At 35.0% G+C, this 18609-nt stretch carries 9 protein-coding genes; 1 reads left to right on the top strand and 8 read right to left on the bottom strand.

Annotated features, from left to right (window positions below):
* Window positions 1-102: 102 nt before the first annotated feature.
* The 8 genes from A8L32_RS13330 to A8L32_RS13295 all read right to left on the bottom strand — a co-directional run bounded on the left by A8L32_RS13330 (window position 103) and on the right by A8L32_RS13295 (window position 14204).
* On the bottom strand, window positions 103-1245 hold the full coding sequence (locus A8L32_RS13330) for an endo-1,4-beta-xylanase (protein ID WP_075590723.1): 1143 nt from the start codon (window positions 1243-1245) through the stop codon (window positions 103-105).
* Window positions 1246-1363: 118 nt separating this feature from the next.
* Window positions 1364-2812: an MFS transporter gene (locus tag A8L32_RS13325; RefSeq protein WP_075590722.1), complete on the bottom strand. Its 1449-nt coding sequence runs from the start codon at window positions 2810-2812 to the stop codon at window positions 1364-1366.
* A gap of 9 nt (window positions 2813-2821) precedes the next feature.
* Window positions 2822-3907: an endo-1,4-beta-xylanase gene (locus A8L32_RS13320; RefSeq protein WP_083631327.1), complete on the bottom strand. Its 1086-nt coding sequence runs from the start codon at window positions 3905-3907 to the stop codon at window positions 2822-2824.
* Between the two features lie 172 nt (window positions 3908-4079).
* Window positions 4080-5423 (bottom strand): endo-1,4-beta-xylanase, encoded by a 1344-nt coding sequence (locus A8L32_RS13315; protein ID WP_075590721.1) that lies wholly within the window; start codon window positions 5421-5423, stop codon window positions 4080-4082.
* 26 nt (window positions 5424-5449) lie between these two features.
* On the bottom strand, window positions 5450-6682 hold the full coding sequence (locus tag A8L32_RS13310; protein WP_075590720.1) for a carbohydrate binding domain-containing protein: 1233 nt from the start codon (window positions 6680-6682) through the stop codon (window positions 5450-5452).
* Window positions 6683-6858: 176 nt separating this feature from the next.
* The gene (locus A8L32_RS13305) at window positions 6859-8349 is read right to left on the bottom strand and encodes a RagB/SusD family nutrient uptake outer membrane protein (protein ID WP_075590719.1); all 1491 of its coding nucleotides are present in this window, start codon (window positions 8347-8349) and stop codon (window positions 6859-6861) included.
* A 13-nt stretch (window positions 8350-8362) separates the two neighbouring features.
* Window positions 8363-11368 (bottom strand): SusC/RagA family TonB-linked outer membrane protein, encoded by a 3006-nt coding sequence (locus A8L32_RS13300; RefSeq protein ID WP_075590718.1) that lies wholly within the window; start codon window positions 11366-11368, stop codon window positions 8363-8365.
* A gap of 196 nt (window positions 11369-11564) precedes the next feature.
* A complete protein-coding gene (locus A8L32_RS13295; protein ID WP_075590717.1) occupies window positions 11565-14204 on the bottom strand; it encodes a glycoside hydrolase family 3 protein in 2640 nt (879 codons plus the stop codon).
* Between the two features lie 243 nt (window positions 14205-14447).
* Between A8L32_RS13295 and A8L32_RS13290 the strand changes: the two genes are divergently transcribed.
* Window positions 14448-18509, top strand: a complete 4062-nt coding sequence (locus A8L32_RS13290) for a hybrid sensor histidine kinase/response regulator (protein ID WP_158027244.1) — start codon at window positions 14448-14450, stop codon at window positions 18507-18509.
* Window positions 18510-18609: the final 100 nt, after the last annotated feature.

Below are 18609 nucleotides of genomic sequence, written 5' to 3'. Positions count from 1 at the left end.
GTAAATTGGATAATCAAATTTGCATGGTCGTTTCATGTTGTTATATTTTTCTCATAGTGACTATCTTCTTATCAATAATCACCACTTTAATATAGTTGTATCTTAATTTTTGCTTAACTCAATAAGGGCATCATAAGCAGGTTTGGTTTGATTGTTACGATCAAACAATAAAGGGTAATCAGTACGTCCAGATATAGGCCAGTAATTACGCCAAGTCTGACTATCATTAACTCCCCAAAAAGTAATTCTGCTAATTTTATCATGATTCCTCAAGTAAACTTTAAATAAGTCTACATAATGATTAGCTAAAGCCTGTTGAATTGAGTCAGGTACTGCAGTAACATATGGGTTGAACTCAGGCTTATTTTCGTAAGACTGACTCACCTCTGCAGTTAGTTCCTCTGCAGGGAAAGGTAAAACGGATACATCTAATTCGGTAATCATTACATGCACACCTGCAGCAGCAAAAGCTTTAATACTTGCTTCAATATCGGAAGTTACTTCCATATCTAAACCATAATGAGCTTGCATACCAATGCCATCTACTTTAATTCCCTTTTCTTTTAAACTTTTAACTAGCTTAATTGCCCCTTCACGCTTTTCCGGTTTATACATGTTATAATCATTGTAATATAACTCAGCTTCTGGATCAGCTTCATGGGCAAATTTAAAAGCCAGCTCTATAAAGTCAGGTCCAATTATGTTGTACCATTTACTTTCACGTAAAGTACCATCTTCATTTAAAGCTTCATTAACCACATCCCAACCATGAACTTTACCTTTGTAGCGTCCAACAACGGTTGCGATATGGGTTCTCATTCTTTCAATTAATGTATCTCTAGATACCTCGTTGCCTGCTTTATCCACAAAAATCCACGCAGGAGCTTGCGAATGCCAAACCAAAGTATGTCCCACAACAAAAGAGTTCGTTTGCTCTCCTTGCTTTATAAGACCATCTGCTTGTTTAAAGTCAAATAAACCCTGTTGTGGTTGAAGCACCTCGCTTTTCATGCAGTTTTCGGCCACAATTGAATTAAAATGAGTTCCAACAACTTTTAAGGATGATGTATCTTCACCTAAAACTTGAGCTGTATTTAAGGCTGTTCCTATTAAAAACTTACCTTCGAATGTTTGTGCAAGAGAGGTCGATTTAACTTCAGTTTTTTTTGCAGTAGTTTGGCAAGAAATTGAACCTAATGCTATTATTCCTACTAGTATATATGATAATGTTGTCTTTAAATTCATCTGTTTAAATTTATTTTATTTGTCAGATGGAACTCCCAAATAAATTCAATCATTGCCCTTTGTGAAACTCTATTAATTGAATTTGTTTGGTCGTTTCATGTGTCTTTTTTTTTTAAAATTAATTTCTGCGAGATTTTAAATCCTCTTCTATTTGCACTTCCATTTTTTTATTAATCTCATAAAAGAAAAGGCATGCAGCACTGGCTAAAAACGTGATGGTTGGAAAAACACTTACCGATAGTTTAATTCCATTTACAGTTTCAGGAGCTTGAGTAACTAATTGCTCATTGTAACCATATCCTGCTAATATGCCAGCAACTAAAGAACCTCCAATACTTAAACCTGCTTTTAATCCAAATATCATAGCTGAGAAAATAATGGCTGTAGCACGTCTGTTATTCTTCCACTCAGAATAATCAGCTACATCGGCAATCATAGCCCATAGTAATGGGATGGTAATACCATAGAAAAAACCATGTAATATCTGAGATATAAAAACAACCCCGATTTTATCCGCAGGAAAGAACCAAAATGCTAAAACACATAATGTAGAGATGATTAAAGCAACTACAAATACATCACGCTTTCCAAATTTATCGGCCAATGGTTTTGAAAAACCAATACCTACAATCATAAAAATGATTCCGCCCGCGTTAAACAAACTAAATGCAGATGTTACAGGATCTTTAGGCCAATCAAAACCAGAAAACGACACCTTTAGATATTCAATAAAATCGATAAAACCCACTTTATTTAAAAAAGAGGCTAATGCAGCTTCATCCAGATAATTATCGAAGTAATAAATATACATACCCCCTTTAAGTGCGAGCGTTATAAAAACTAAAATGGTAAGCACCAACATAGCAATCCAGGGTTTATTTTTAAATAAATCGCCTAAATCTTCCTTTAATGATGATTTTTGATCCTGCGTAGGAACAATTCTTTCTTTGGTGGTAAAAAAAGTAATCAGTAAGAAAATAACACCTACCACAGCAAATACTGTCATTACCTTTTCAAAGCCAAGTGCTTTATCACCTTCTCCAAAAATTAGCACTAACGGCAACAGTAGTCCCTGAATGGTAAACTGTGCAACCATTACCGCCACAAAACGATAGGAAGAAATACTATTTCGCTCAGCCATATCACCTGTAATTACTCCACTCAAGGCAGAATATGGCAAGTTACTAGCCGAATAAACTAACACCAACAAAACGTAGGTGATCATGGCATAAGCAATTTTACCTTGTGGACCAAAATTAGGTGTACTAAAGGCAAAAATCGCCATTGCTCCAAAAGGTACGGCTGTCCATAAAATCCATGGTCTAAATTTCCCCCAACGGGTATTGGTACGATCTGCAATGGCTCCCATAATAGGATTAAAAAAAGCCCCAATCATACCCCCTGAAAATATGATAGCAGAAGCGCTAGCTGGTGGAATTTTGTATACATCCGTGTAGAAAAATGCTAAAAAGGTCATTAGCGTTTGAAAGATTAGGTTAGCAGCCAAATCCCCTAGACTATACCCTATTTTTTCGATTACCGATATTTTATTTGTGTTATTATCCATGTTGTTTTTTTATTGTAATAATCCATCTAGCACACCATAATAGGCTGGTTTAGGCTGTAAGCTATCGTTATAAATACAAGGCCAATCTTTCATATTAAAAAAGCCCTTTATCCAAGAGTCTCTATCTGTAAAATCCCAAAAAGTAACCCCAAATTGTTGTTCTTTCGGCACAATTTCTTTATACATTCTAATCAGATTTTTATACTTCTCGGCTTGTGCTTGTTTCATTTCATCTCTTAAAACACTATAGTTTTGAATACCGCCTAATCGTTCATCATTATGTGTATTAAAAATAATATCAACTTCAGATAAATGTATTTGTAAACCTGTTGCCGCAGCTTTTTTAAGCGAATAGGCGATTATTTCGTCAGGAATATCCATTCTAATATGCATTTGAAAACCTATTCCGGAAATTGGGACTTCTTTGGCCTTAAATTCGTTTACCATATCCAACACAGCATTTAACTTAACTGTATCTCTTTCAATATTAAAGTCGTTATAAAACAATACTGCATTGGGGTCTGCTTCGTGTGCATACCTAAAAGCTTTCTCTATATAACTCTTACCTAGATTTTTATACCAAAACGATTCTCTGTAATTTCCTCCACTAGATTCAAAAGCTTCATTAACTACATCCCAAGCAGCTACTTTACCTTTGTAGCGGTTTACATACGTTTTGATATACTGTTGCATAAAATCATCCAGCCAAACACTATCTTTTTCACCCTTTTCGCTCACCCATTTTGGGGTAGAACTATGCCAAATTAAATTATGACCAAATAATCTTTGCTTATGTTTTTTTGCGTAAGACAGTATAGTATCAGCTGTTTTCCAATTGTACTTATTTTCAGCAGGTAAAATGGCATGCATTTTCATATCACTTGTTGCTGTAATGCTATTAAAATTTTCAATTTGTAATTTTTGAAGTTTAGCATCATTAAGTAAGGTACTAATATTTATTGCTGTACCTATTGGAAAAGTTGCTGCATTCTTTAACCCAATATTCTCTTTTTTTATTTTAGAATTATTACACGCTATAAAACACATAAAAATCAGCATTATGCAAGCTTGTTTTATAAGATATTTTGCTTTCATTTTTTTTATTTAAAGAGGATGTTCAATTTAATGAACACCCTCTTGATTTTCATGGATCGAAATATAAACATGTTCCCGTTGACATGCTTAAACCATTTTATTAATACCGTGGAATATTAATTTATAACTCTAACAATCGCTGGTCAACAGCTAATTGACTCTTTAATCTTAATTATTGTAAACCTTCTAAGAATCCGAAATAAGCTGATTTTTTATTGTAGTTTTTATCGAACAATAAAGGCCAGTCTTGAGCTCCCCAAAAATCTATCAACCACGATTCATTATCTCTTACTCCCCAAACAGTTAAAGCAAATTTATTATCCAAAGGAATTGAGTTGTAGATTTTCACCACCTCTTTGTATTTTGCTCTTTGTTCTTCAGCTCTCTGAGAAGTTAATGATGTTTGATCTTTATTAGGATTTGCTCTAATATCTAATTCAGCAAAATGAAGTTTTAAACCTCTTGAAACAACACCATCTGCTAAACTTTGAATTTGAGAAGCTGAAGGTCCATCATATGAAATATGCATTTGACCGCCTACTCCATCAATCAAATCTCCAAGATCATCCACCAAATCAAACATAGCTGCTCTTTTTCCAGAACTAGATGCCATATTATAATCGTTGTAAAAAAGCAATACATCAGGATCGGCATTTCGAGCAAATTGGAAACATTTTCTAATGTAGTCGTCTCCCATTTTTTGTCTAAATACAGAGTTTCTTAAAGGGTTTCCACTTCCATCTTCCAATGCTTCATTTACAACATCCCAAGAGCGTACCTTTCCTTTATATCTAGTAACAGTGGTAGTAATATAATCTTCCACCATGGTTTCAAATTCAGCATTGGTACCTGAAAAATTTTGAACCCAAGAAGGCGTTGCATTGTGCCATATTAAAGCGTGACCATGAACATTCATATCATTTGCCATTGCAAAATCAACAATGGCATCTCCAGCACTAAAATTGTAACTTCCTTCTGAAGGATACATCACATTCATTTTCATTTCATATTCCGAAGTTAAATTGTTAAACTCCTTCTTTAAAATATCAGTGTGCTTTCCTCCGGCAGTTACCCATCCTGATCGTGTAATTGTTCCAACTGAAAAAGTAGTTGCTGCTGCTTTTAAACTTGAATCATCAGCATTTCCACAAAATCCATCTGGACAAATTCCATTTTCATCCACTTTAACCATCTTACTATCTATAGTTGTTAATCCATCATAGATCACATACAATTTAACAACATACTCTCCTGTTTCATTGTATCGAACTTCCTCGATTCCTGGCATATCATCTTCTAAACCATTTCCCAATCCAAAATCCCATACACTGGTAAAAGAAACTGTTCCTTCCGTTGTATTATTTAACTGTATTACAAATGGATCTGCTTCAGAAATAGTATACTCAAATGATGCCTGAATATTTACAGGAGGTACAAACTCTTCTTCCTTATCTTCTGAACAAGAAAAAGCTAAAAGTGCTGTAAATAATAAAAGTATCAGCTTACTTATTTTCATAATTTATTCTTTTCGTTATTAATTAATTAGTCCTTTGACATTTTAACATCGTCTAATACAAAAGAACCTGCTGTTGCACCCATGTCAAGTGAAATGTTTGTCATAGCTTCAACTGCGGTAAATGTCCACGAAAATTGTGTCCAATCTTCTGTAACGGTATAGTCAGGCCCATATAATGCAGTTGCATCAGGTTTTGTAGAGAAACGAACAGCACAAGGATCTCCTTTTGCCCAAAATGAAACAGTATAATCTGCACCAACTTCTGTTTCAACAGCATCACTTACAAATTGGGTATCCCATGCATTTCCATCAGCTGCATTGTTCACATAAACTGCTCTTGAGCCTGATTTAACATTTTCAGTTTCTTCACTAACGGCTCCATTATATACCGCCCAATTTGTAAACTCATCACCTTCTCCTTCTTCGAATCCACCATTTAGTATTAAACCATTATCACCCGGTAATGGCAATGCTTCGGCTCCTTTTACAGCTTCAATTACATCAATAATAAAAGAACCTGCTGCTGCTCCCATATCAAGCGCAATGCTAGTATTAGCTTCGTTAGCTGTAATTGTCCAAGAGTATTGTTGCCAATCTGAAGTTAATGTATAATCTGGTCCATATTGCGCACTAGGTGTTGTTGAAAATCTTATTACACCCTCACCCTTAGCCCAGAAAGAAAAAGTATACTCGTCACCTACAACAGTTTCAATAGCATCACTTATCAATTGTGCATCCCATGCATTTCCTGCTGCTGCGTTATTAACGTAAATTGCTCTTCCACCAATAAGTGCATCAGTTGTTGCAGACATTCTATCTCCTCCATTCTGCTTAGCCCAATTATCAAAATCATCGCCGCTACCTTCAACCAAGTAAGCATTAACCAATAAGTTTTCAGCATTTTCAGGATATCCTTCATCCACTGGTACTGTTACAGAAATAGTTTCTGAAGCTTGTAATGCATCAACACTACTAACCATAGTTAAAGTAACCAATTTATCTCCATCAACTTTATACGTATGCTCTACCGGTCCTGCTAAATCTGCCGCTTTTTCACCTGCAACTTCAAATTCCCAATAACTATAAAATTGATCTTTATTTGGAGTCGTGTTCTCGAAATAATAAAGTGCTGAATTATCCTCTGATTGTGTAATTGTAAATGTGGGTTGCTGTAGCTTTGCTTCTACCTCATCATCGTCTGAGCAAGACCAAAAAGATATAATCACACATAATAAGCCTACAATGTTATATATTTTCATAATGTATTTTATTAATAATTATTTTTTAATAAGAATAGCACATCATTGAATAAGCAATTTTTCGGAAGTTTATTCAATTAAAAGGCTATCCTCTATTTTAAAAAGCTTTAGTAATGGTGATGGTTACTATTCACCATTACTAAAAACTATTAACCATTTAAATTAAGACTCAAATGCTAGTACCCAGGATTTTGATCCTTAGAAGAGATATTGGCATTAGAGCTAATCTCAGCATCTGGTATTGGGTATAATTCATGTTTTCCTTCTTGGAAATTGGTACCTGCCAACTCTGTTGCCACAATTCCCCATCTAATCATATCATCAAAACGTACCTGCTCACCACAAAGCTCAACTTTACGCTCATGAACAATGGCTTCAAACACTTGCTGTTTAGACAGGCTTGTTGCTAAATCAGCTAAGCCAGCTCTTTCTCGAACATCATTAATATATCCAACCGCTGTAGCTTGAGTACCAACTTCATTTTCACACTCTGCCATCATTAGCAAAACATCAGAATAACGGATGATTTTCACATTAATTCCTGATTCGTTATTCTCAGAAGGTTGCTTGTAATAATTTTGATATTTTTTCCAAGCTACAGGTCTAATATTACCTCCATTTTCAGCAAAATCTGATTCTACAAAAGTATTTTCTCCATTGTTATATGTGTCTCCTACTACATAAAAACAACCGGCAAACCTATTATCTCCTGACTCAAATTCAGCCACTAAATCATCTGATGGATATACGTTAAACCAATTTAACACGCCATAATCTTGACCTCTCATTGTACAGTGGTTTGGACCTGTTCCATTAACTGGAGACCACCAAAATTGCTCGGTTCCTAAAGCGATATCGTACTCAACTTCAAAAATTGATTCGATACCATGCTCCGTTTCCTCCATAAAATTATCGTAGTAATTTGTTTCAAGCGCGTAACCCGATAGTTTCTTAAACTCAGCTAAAGCTAAATCATAAGACTTTTCATATAAGTATACTTTTCCTAAAAAGGCATGTGCAGCGCCCACTGTTGCTCTACCTGGAGTTTCTATACTTTTATCTAATAAATGAGTAGAAGCATATGCTAAATCGGATATAATTAAATTAATAACATCTGCTTTTGAACTTCTTGCTTGACCTAATGGATTATCTGTTCCATCACCTAAATAAATAGGAACTCCTCCATAACGAGTTACTAAAAGCCAGTAATAATGTGCTCTTAAAAAACGTGCTTCACCTATAAATTTGGCTTTTTTAGCAGCGCTTAATGTACCTTCTGGCAATGCATTAATTTTATCGGCATTGGCAATTACGAAGTTTGCTTTATTAATACCTCTATAACATCCATCCCAATAATCTTTGATAGAATTTAAACTTGAATCGAATGAAAAATCGGCAAAGGTTACTTTGTCACCTTCTTGCTGTCCGTTACCAGATTGTTCATGAGACATATTGTCTAACATATAAAACATCAACCTACCATACAAGCCGAATGGTTGTAAATTTGCATAAGCTGCATTTACTGCTGATTCTACTTGAGACTCAGTAGAGAAAAAAGTATCTGGTGATAATTGATTTGGGTTTGACAACTCCAAATCGTCTTCGGAACAAGAATAGGTTAAAATAATTCCGAAAAGTGCTATAACTATAAATATATATTTTTTCATAATTGTTTAATTTCTAAAATGAAACTTGAACTCCTACCAAAACAGATTTAGGTTGTGGATATCTACCTCTATCAATTCCAAATTCACCACCTCCAATTTCAGGATCTAAACCAGAATAATCACTTATGGTTATAAGGTTTTGAGCACTAACATACAAGCGTAATTTTGAAACGTAATTTGTTAACATTCCCTCTGGTAAGGTATAGCCTAAAGAGATATTTTTTAACCTAGTGTATGATCCATCTTCCACAAAACGGTCAGATACTCCATTGTTTTGAGGTGCTCCTAAAATTCTAGGTTCTGTTCCTGAAGGGTTTGCTGCAGACCATTTATTCTTGTAGTAAGTTTCACTTACATTAAATAATCTGTTTGCTCCTCCTACTAAATCGTAAGTACTGGTGTTAAAAATTTCGTTTCCTGCAACGCCTGTAATAAACAGACTCATATCGAAATTTTTATATTGAGCATCTAAGTTTAAACCGTAAGTTATATCTGGAAATGGATTACCAATAATAGTTCTATCATCCGCATTTATCAATCCGTCGTTATTTAAATCTTTGAAACGAATATCACCTGGTTTTACAGTTTTTTGCCCTGGATTTGCCCAAAATACAGCATCAACTTCTTCCTGAGTTTGGTAAATACCATCAGATTCCAAACCATAAAAATGGAATAATGATTCGCCTACCACTGTACGTGTAATATCGGCTCCTCCAAGTTTATGAGGAGAACCTGTAATGTTATCTCTTGCACCTAAACTTAATACTTCGTTTCTTGAAGTTCCAAGGTTTAAGTTAGCTGACCAAGTAAAGTCTCCTTCGAAATCATTATATCCTAAAATAATTTCAAAACCTTTTGTTTCAACAGAACCTGCATTTACAGGTAAACTTCCAGCGTTAATTCCACTTGATAATACCGCAGGTATATAAATTAATAGGTCGTTACTTGTATTTTTGTAATACTCAAAAGAACCCGTGAATTTTTCATTAAATAAACCTACGTCTAAACCTACGTTTATCATTTCTTTAGTTTCCCACTGTAAATCCTGATTTGCACCTCCGTTAGCCGTTACACCAAATCCAACTTCGCCACCAATAGGATATTCAAAACCACCAGTTAAAGAAGGAGCATATAAATAATCTCCAATAGCATCACTACCAACCGTACCGTAACTACCTCTTAATTTTAGATTACTAAAATTTAAGTCTTGCATAAAGCTCTCTTTAGCTATATTCCAACCAGCAGATGCTGAGTAAAAGCTACCCCAACGTTTGTTTGCCCCAAATCTTGATGAAGCATCACGTCGATACGATACAGATGCAATATATCTACGGTCATAATTATAGTTTGCACGCCCTAAGTATCCAATTTTATTTACTTCAGAAGAACCTGAACTAAGACTAGAATCTTCATTAGAAAGTTGATCTACTTCATCGGTAACAGCATTTCTACTACTAGCACTTTGACTTTGGTTTTTTCCTTCATATTTTTCAACCAATGCTAATAATTCAAAATTATGTACATCATTTATGGTTTTATTATATGTTAAACTATTATTAAATATGATGGTTTGCCCATAACCACTATATCTTCCAATGCTGGCATAATTTTGTGCGTGCGTAGTACTTCCCTCAACACTGTCATCACTATAAGAAGGTGTGAAATTGCTATTATTGTAAGAGTAATAATCTAAACCTACTTGAGTTTTAAAATTTAATCCTTTGATAATTTCTAACTCAGCGTAAATATTTCCAATAATAGATACTGTTTTATTTACGGCATCACTATGCGTTTGAACTCTTACTGGATTTTCAGCATCTTGTCCATCTGCTGATGAAGAAGGTCCTTGAAAACCGCCTAAGTTATTTGGATTATATACAGACAAATAAGGTGCAGATTTAATCGCATGTTCTACAACGGTTCTACCTCCTGAATTTAACTCCGGATTTTGTTTTCCAAAAGAAACAGACATTGATTCTCCGACTTTAAGTCTTCCGAATTTTGCTGAGCTATTAGCTCTAAACGAGTAACGTTCGAATCCAGTATTAATTAAAGTTCCTTCTTGCTCTAAATATTCAGCAGAGAAAAGATGTGATGAATTTTCATTTCCTCCAGAATAACTTAGGTTATAATCCTGAATCATACCTACTCTAAAAATTTCATCTTGCCAATCTGTATTGGTTTTGTAAGTAGATAATGGTCTATTCGGAAATGTTCCTAATTCTGCAGCATATTTTAAGTAATCTACCGTTCCTAGTACATCATACCTTTTAGATACGGTTTGAAAACCAGTATAAGCGTTAAAATTTAATTGTCCTTTTCCTGATTTACCTTTTTTGGTGGTAACAACTACAACTCCATTTGAACCTTGCGCCCCATAAACCGCAGTAGTAGAAGCATCCTTTAAAACAGATACAGATTCTATATCGTTTGGACTGATACCAGATAGGTTACCAACAATAACTCCATCGATTACATATAAAGGTGAGTTATTTCCTACAGAACCTAATCCCCTAATTAAAACGGATGGTGAAGATCCTGGCACACCACTATTGGCAACAGTAATACCTGCAGCTCTACCTTGTAATGCAGACTCCGCATTGGTTACTGGAACGGCCGTAATTTTCTCTGAATCAACCGTTGCAATAGCTCCTGTTACGGCAGATCTACTTTGCGAGCCATACCCTACAACTACTACTTCATCTAAGTTTTTAAGATCTTCAACTAAGGTTACATCAATAACCATTTGACCGTTAATTTCAACAATTTGTTGTTGAAAACCGATAAAGCTGAATTGTAACTTGGCATCTGAAGGAACTTCTAACGTATAAATTCCATCAAAATTTGTAATTGTACCTGTGGTGGTTCCTTGTATTGATACATTAACACCAGGTATAGCTTCTCCTGTAGAGTCAACTACCTTACCTGACACTTGCATATTCTGTGCAAACATTGTTATTTGCAGACAAACGAAAAAGATGAGCATAATCCCTTTCTTCAACATTTCTTTAAATTTCATAAAATATAGATTTAAAATAATTTATAGCTCGTTAATGGGTTCATTTCATTTTTGTTAGATAAATAACGATCTATTGCCAATGGCATAATTAAAATACTTAATTACCTGTCCCTTTTCAAGTTTGAATCTTTCTTTCCATCTTTTTTAAATTTTGTTAGATTTTAATTTATAGTGATTTTAAATCCCCTCTTGTTCTTTATTCTATCAAGTATTCTTCACCTTCTTTTAGTTCCACTTTAACCTGCTGCGATAGACCAGCATAGTTTGAAAAAGGTTGACTGCCTCCCACAGAAATTTGGATATCACCTGAGCTTAGCATGTACTTAAACTCATTATTAAGTAATGCGAAATCTTTAGGAGATAACTTAAAATCAAGCTGTTTACTCTCCTTGGGCTTTAAACTAATGCGCCTAAATCCTTTTAAGCTTCTTATGGCTTTTTTGTAGTGGGTATCTGGATGAGAAACATAAACCTGAACAATTTCATCACCTGTCATTTCTCCTGTGTTAGTCACTTGTACCGAAAAAGTTAAGTCCTCTCCTGTGCAAATACTTTTAGGTAAGTTTAAACTTGAATACTCAAACTTGGTGTAGCTTAAACCATGACCAAAAGCATAAAGTGGTTCGCCAGAAAAGTACCTATAGGTTTTTCCTTCCATATTATAATCATCAAAGGCAGGCAGTTGGTCTATAGACTTATAAAAAGTTAATGGTAATCGGCCTGAAGGATTATAGTCTCCAAAAATAATATCGGCAATTGCTGCTCCTCCCGCCTGTCCTGGATACCAAGCCTCCAAAATTGCTGGTATATTTTTGGCCTCCCAGTTAAAAGCCAATGCACTACCATTTAACAGTACTAAAATGGTAGGTTTGCCCAATTCATGAATTGCTTTAATCAGTTCTGTTTGTACTGCAGGTAGTTTTATATCTTCCCTATCTCCATGCGAAAAACCTTCCACTTTCACCTTCATTTCTTCCCCTTCCAACATGGCACTCAAGCCCATACACATCACCACTAAATCAGATTGTTTTGCCAAAGCCAATGCCTCGTTTTTTAAGTCTTTCCCTGGTTCTTCCCAAAGAAATCTCACCTTGGCATATTCTGTTTTTAGCTGTACATATTCCAACTTAAACTGGTAGCTCTTACCTTTCTCTAATTCAATATGTTCGTACTCTTTATTAGCATGGTGCTCACTCTGATAATTCACTATTTCTTCTCCATCAATCCAAAGGCTCATCTTTGGGAAAGCCTCAATTCCTATAGCATATGTACCTGATACTTCGGGTATAATTACACCGGTCCATCTTACGCTAAATGTATCTGTGTTAATGGTTACATCTGGAGAAGCGTTCCACCAATTAAAATCGACTTTTTCATCAATTCTATGCATTTGTGGTTTTCCTGCAAAGGCTTTGTTGTTATAATATTCCCCCATTAAACCATTAGAGCTTTTTGATTCATCGGTAAATAATACACGATTAGGTATTGCTGATAGTAATGGAAGACTATCTGCAAGGTGGCAACCCGCTGCATAGCTTACAGTAGCGTTAGGAAGTTTAGATTTAATTCCTTCGAATGGCGTAATTGAATTGGATGGATATCCATTATAATTACCAAGTAGTACATCCTTATCATTTGCATTAGGTCCGATAACGGCTACCGTACTAACTTTTTTAGAGAATGGAAGAATAGAATTTTCATTCTTTAATAGCACCATCGATTTTTGAGCTGCCTCTAAAGCTTTTTGCTGATGCTTTTTTGAATCTACTACTTCATATGGTATTTTTGAAAATGGTACATCATTAGGATAATCGAACATCCCTAATTTCATTCTGGCAATAAACAATCTTTTAATAGAAGTATTAATTACCTCTTCGTCAACTAGACCTTTTTTTACTGCATCTACTAAACCAGGATAAGAATCTCCACAGTTTAAATCGGTACCTGCTTTTATTGAAATAGCCGCCGCTTCAGCTTTTGTATTTACTATTTCATGGGCATCTTGTGCATAAAAATCCTTAACAGCCCAACAGTCAGAAACAATATATCCATTAAAACCCCATTCATTTCTAAGTAAATTAGATAGGGTTGTATTTCCGCAACAAGGCTGGCCTTCGTAGCGGTTATAGGCACACATTACTGAATATACATTCGCATCTTCTACAGCCATTTTAAACTGAGGACTATAAGTCTCCAGAAAATCATATTTACTCGGTACAACATTAAAGCTATGTCGGGTAGACTCTGGACCACTGTGTACTGCAAAGTGTTTAGCTGTAGCAATTAACTTATAATATTTAGGATCGTCTCCTTGCAAACCTTTAATATACGCCACTCCTAATTTTCCAGATAAATAAGGATCCTCTCCGTAGGTTTCCATACCTCTACCCCATCGCGGATCTCTGAAAATATTAATATTAGGAGTCCAATAAGTTAAGCCTTGATAAATGCCTCTTTTATTCTCTTTTAAAAACGCATGATGTTTAGCTCTTGCCTCATCCGATACAATATCTGCCACTTCAAACATGGTGCTATCATCCCACATAGCGGCCATTCCTATGGCTTGCGGAAATACAGTTGCTACACCAGCTCTTCCAACACCATGTAAACATTCATTCCACCAGTTATACTCAGGAATTCCTAATCTTTCAATTTCAGGAGAATTATATACCAGTTGCGATACTTTTTCTTCTAAGGTCATGCGAGATACTAGATCCTCCACCCTTTCCTCAAAACTTAAAGTAACGTCCGTATATTTATCTTTAGGAGTACATGAGAATAACAGCACAAATAAAGTGACTGTTATGAAAAAACGTATATTAATAAATGCTGTCATTATAGGTATGTTTTAATTTGCGTTTTCAAGTGTTAAAACTTGTTATACAAACATACCTATAAGCCCGCCTTTGGGAATTATGAGACGTTACAGATGCTTTAAAACTGGTAACATCGTTTTAGTATACGTTACAAATTCTTTATCAACAGTAACATATTACACTTACATTAAATGTTTTACACTTTTGACAGCTCCAAATGGTGCTTTTTTCTTATTTTAGTTTTTTAACAGATGATGCACTCTATGACAAAAAATATATCTCTATTAATTATTGCTTTTTTTCTCCTAAAATCATTTGGTTTAGGAGCCCAGAATAAACAGTTTTTTGATTACAATGAGGGATTATCCAATAGCCTAATTAATGATGTATATCAAGATCATTTAGGTTTTATTTGGGTAGCTACCGAAGATGGATTAAATCGTTTTGATGGCATTCAATTTACCACCTTTACAGAAGAAAAACATCAATTAAAGGCCAACTACGTTACCACCTTAACACAAGATAGAGAAAACAATATTTGGATAGGATATGTAAATGGTGTTCAAGTTTACAACCATCAACAAGAAACCTTTAGTGAAATTGAAATCTATATTGAAGATCAACAAATCAATCCTTTTGTAACAGCCATAATAGAAAGCCAAAATGGCGACATTTGGATTGCAACTTCTGGTTACGGACTGGTTCAAATTCCTAAAGAAACAGGAAGACCTAAATACTCCACCCGTTTAAATAATAAATTCTCAAGCCTTCATATTCGTGCTTTATTTGAGGATAAAGACGGCCTTTTATGGATTGGATCAGATAATGATGGGATGAATACTTATAATCCGACTACTGGGGAAATAAAAAACTATTCCAGTTCTATAGATAATGCACTTCACATTCCGGGTAATGATATTAGCTCCATCACAGGAGACTTAAATGGGCATATTTATATAGGTAGTTTAAAAGAAGGCCTCTGTAAACTGAACAAGGAAACTGGTGAAGTAACTCGAATACATGTACCTCGTTACAATAAATTTCAAATACCTGTTAAAAAGTTGATGATTGACTCTGAACAGCAATTATGGGTGGGAAGCGACGGTTTAGGACTTTATTTATATGACGAAAAATCTGAATCATTAAAAGAACATGCGCCATCTAACTCCACCTTTGACTTTTCAAAAAGTAAGGTTCACTGTTTAATGGATGATAACGATGGCAATTTATGGACGGGAATATTTCAGAAAGGTTTATTCCTGTTTTCTAGATCAAAACAAATATTTAACCATTACGGATATCGCGCTTTTGGCGACAATAGTATAGGCTCTAGTTGTGTTACAGCTTTGGATGGTAACAATGAAACACTTTGGATTGGTACAGATGGAGATGGTGTTTACAAATTAAATAAAAGCACTCAAGCAGTTGAGCATATTCAGCTTAAGAGTAAACCCAACGAGCATGTGAGTAACAATGTATTTAGTTTAAATAGTTCGGACGATAATACTTTGTGGGTGGGAACATATTCCAACGGGTTAATTAAGTATAACAAACAAACTGGTGACGTACGCACATTTAAAAATGAAAAGGATAACATTAATAGTATTGCTGGTGACAGGATTGGATGTATTATTAAAGAAAATGAAGAAAAACTTTGGATAGGAACGCTTGGTAATGGCATTACGCAACTCAACACCAAAACCAACCTGTTTACTCCTGGTTTAAATATGAATGACTCCTTAAATAGTTTAATACCACTTTGGGTTAATGATATTTTTATAGACGAGAACAGAAACTTTTGGATTGCCACCTACGATGGTATTGTTTTGGCCAATCCTCAACAGCAACGTGTTTCAGTTTTTAATGCATACCAAAATTATTTACCGAGCAATGTGGTGTATTGTATAAAACAAGACGCTTTGGGGAATATTTGGTTGGGAACGTACAAAGGCTTAGTTAAAGTATCTACCTTAGATATGACGTTTAAAACCTTTACATCGGAGGATGGAATGAGTGGCAATGTGGTTTGTGCCATTGAAGAAGATGAACACAACCAATTATGGATAAGCACGCACACTGGCTTAAGCCGACTAAACCCTATAAACAATACCTTTGTTAATTACTATGCTTCCGATGGTCTTCAAGCCAACGAATTTTACCGAAACTCTGTTTTTAAATCCAACAATAAGTCCATTTACTTTGGCGGAATTAATGGGATTACAGAAGTTAGAAAAGACTATAATAATTATAAGGCCAGCAAACCCAAAGTAATGCTAACAGGGTTTGAACGATTAAACCAGGCCGTGAAAATTGGAGATAAGTCAGGGAAGTATACCATCTTAAATAAATCGATAACCGTTGCCGATAGTATTCATCTTAGCGAAAAAGACAATGTATTTTCCATTTCGTTTACTTCGGCCGAATTAGCTAAACAGTCCAGCATCAGTTACGAGTATATGATGGAAGGTTTTGATTTGACTTGGGTAAAAAGTAATTCGTTGAGTAGAATGGCCACCTATACAAACCTCCCCTTTGGTTCTTACAACTTTTTGGTGCGAAGCGTGGATAAAAAATTGTATTCTGAACCGCGTAAACTGACCATTACCATTCATCCACCTTGGTATAAAACTAATGCAGCCAAAATGTTATGGGTATCCTTATTGGGCATTTTAACCTTCGCTATTTTTCAATTATATAAACAAACATTTAAACGAATTGAGGTAGAGAAGTTAAATGAAAAAAAGATGCAGTTCTTTATTAATATCTCTCATGAAATTAGAACGCCCTTAAGCTTAATTATCGACCCTCTGGAGAAACTATTAGAACTAGGTCCTGATAAAGAAACCAAAAGGTTATATGCTATTATGCAGCAAAATGCCAACAGAATTTTTCGTTTGATTAACCAGTTAATGGACGTGCGAAAAATAGAAAAAGGTAGGATGTTAGTTAAATATCAAGAAACCAACTTAATTGCTTTTGTTGAAGAAATTTGTGAATCGTATAAATACATGGCAAGTTCTAAAAACATCCAATTCAATATAAATGCAGCGGAAACGGATATTAATATTTGGATGGATCCCTTAAACTTTGAAAAGGTGATTATTAACCTGTTATCAAACGCCTTTAAGTTTACGCCTAACAATGGTGATATAACGGTAGACATTGCTTTAATTCAGAATAACGAAACCTCCCATGCTTATGCACAAATAACCGTATCCGATTCTGGTATGGGTATCAAAAAACAAGACTTAGAAAAAGTATTTAATCGTTTTTACCAGGTAAACACACCAGAAACAAGGCATATTACTGGTACAGGCATTGGGCTTCATTTATCCAGATCGTTAGTTGAATTACATAAAGGACAGCTATTTGCAGAAAATGGCGACAATGGCATAGGCACCAAATTCTATATTCAAATTCCTTTAGGTAAAGATCATTTACCAGAAGAGGATTTAATTGTAGACAAAAATTTACTGCCTGCTCCCTCCAATTCTTTCAGAAAGAACACGCAGCCCGAAACTGATTTTGAGGAAAGTACAAAACCTAAAACGGCCTATAAAATAATGGTTGTTGAGGATGAAATTGATATTAGAAATTACCTTAGTGCAGAGCTCTCGAAACGCTATAAAGTTGTTTCGTGCGAAAATGGAAAAGAAGCGCATGCTATTGTGTTAAGCGAGCAACCTGATTTAATTATCAGCGATATTATGATGCCGGAAATGGATGGTATTACCTTCTGCAAAAAAATTAAAAGCAATGTGGAAACGAATCATATCCCTGTAATACTGCTTACTGCCTTAAGTAAAGAAGAGGACAAAGCCGAAGGAATTGAAACAGGTGCCGATATGTACTTAGTTAAGCCGTTTAACACCAACTTTCTGCAAAAATCGATTGCCAACCTTATCGAAAATAGAAAAAAGATATTTGCTAAATCGGAAAATAAGTCGGAGAAATACCAAGTGGAGCCCATTGAAATTCAGTCGCACGACGAAATTTTAATGCAAAAAGTAATGACAATCATTAGAGATAATATTTCTAATAATGATTTAAATGTAGAGATGCTTGCCGACGGAATAGGTATTAGCCGTGTGCATATGCATCGTAAATTAAAGGAAATTACCAATCAGTCGGCACGTGATTTAATAAAGAATGTAAGGATGAAGCAAGCGGCTTATATTTTAGTTAATAAAAAGCTTAATATAAGTGATGTGGCCTATTCATTAGGATATTCCAGCTTATCTCACTTTTCAACCACATTTAAATCGTATTACGGCGTATCTCCTAAAGAGTATGCCGAGCAACAACAGAATAATCCTGATTTATAATTCAAGAGAGAGAAAAGTGTTACGGAGTTTATAGGTCGTCAACAGTAGGTATAAAAAAAGTTTAACAGATCTTTAAATTCAGTGTAGCATCCAAGTGCCC

The sequence above is a fragment of the Labilibacter marinus genome, from assembly GCF_001659685.2.
Taxonomy (GTDB): Bacteria; Bacteroidota; Bacteroidia; order Bacteroidales; family Marinilabiliaceae; genus Saccharicrinis; species Saccharicrinis marinus.
Note: the sequence above shows the minus strand (reverse complement) of the source record. Positions and strands in the feature narration are given on the sequence as shown.

Excerpts from the sequence above, each read along its gene's own strand:
- A8L32_RS13330 (WP_075590723.1), bottom strand. The coding sequence starts at position 1,245 with ATGAATTTAAAGACAACATTATCATATATACTAGTAGGAATAATAGCA.
- A8L32_RS13325 (WP_075590722.1), bottom strand. The coding sequence starts at position 2,812 with ATGGATAATAACACAAATAAAATATCGGTAATCGAAAAAATAGGGTAT.
- A8L32_RS13320 (WP_083631327.1), bottom strand. The coding sequence starts at position 3,907 with ATGAAAGCAAAATATCTTATAAAACAAGCTTGCATAATGCTGATTTTT.
- A8L32_RS13315 (WP_075590721.1), bottom strand. The coding sequence starts at position 5,423 with ATGAAAATAAGTAAGCTGATACTTTTATTATTTACAGCACTTTTAGCT.
- A8L32_RS13310 (WP_075590720.1), bottom strand. The coding sequence starts at position 6,682 with ATGAAAATATATAACATTGTAGGCTTATTATGTGTGATTATATCTTTT.
- A8L32_RS13305 (WP_075590719.1), bottom strand. The coding sequence starts at position 8,349 with ATGAAAAAATATATATTTATAGTTATAGCACTTTTCGGAATTATTTTA.
- A8L32_RS13300 (WP_075590718.1), bottom strand. The coding sequence starts at position 11,368 with ATGAAATTTAAAGAAATGTTGAAGAAAGGGATTATGCTCATCTTTTTC.
- A8L32_RS13295 (WP_075590717.1), bottom strand. The coding sequence starts at position 14,204 with ATGACAGCATTTATTAATATACGTTTTTTCATAACAGTCACTTTATTT.
- A8L32_RS13290 (WP_158027244.1), top strand. The coding sequence starts at position 14,448 with ATGACAAAAAATATATCTCTATTAATTATTGCTTTTTTTCTCCTAAAA.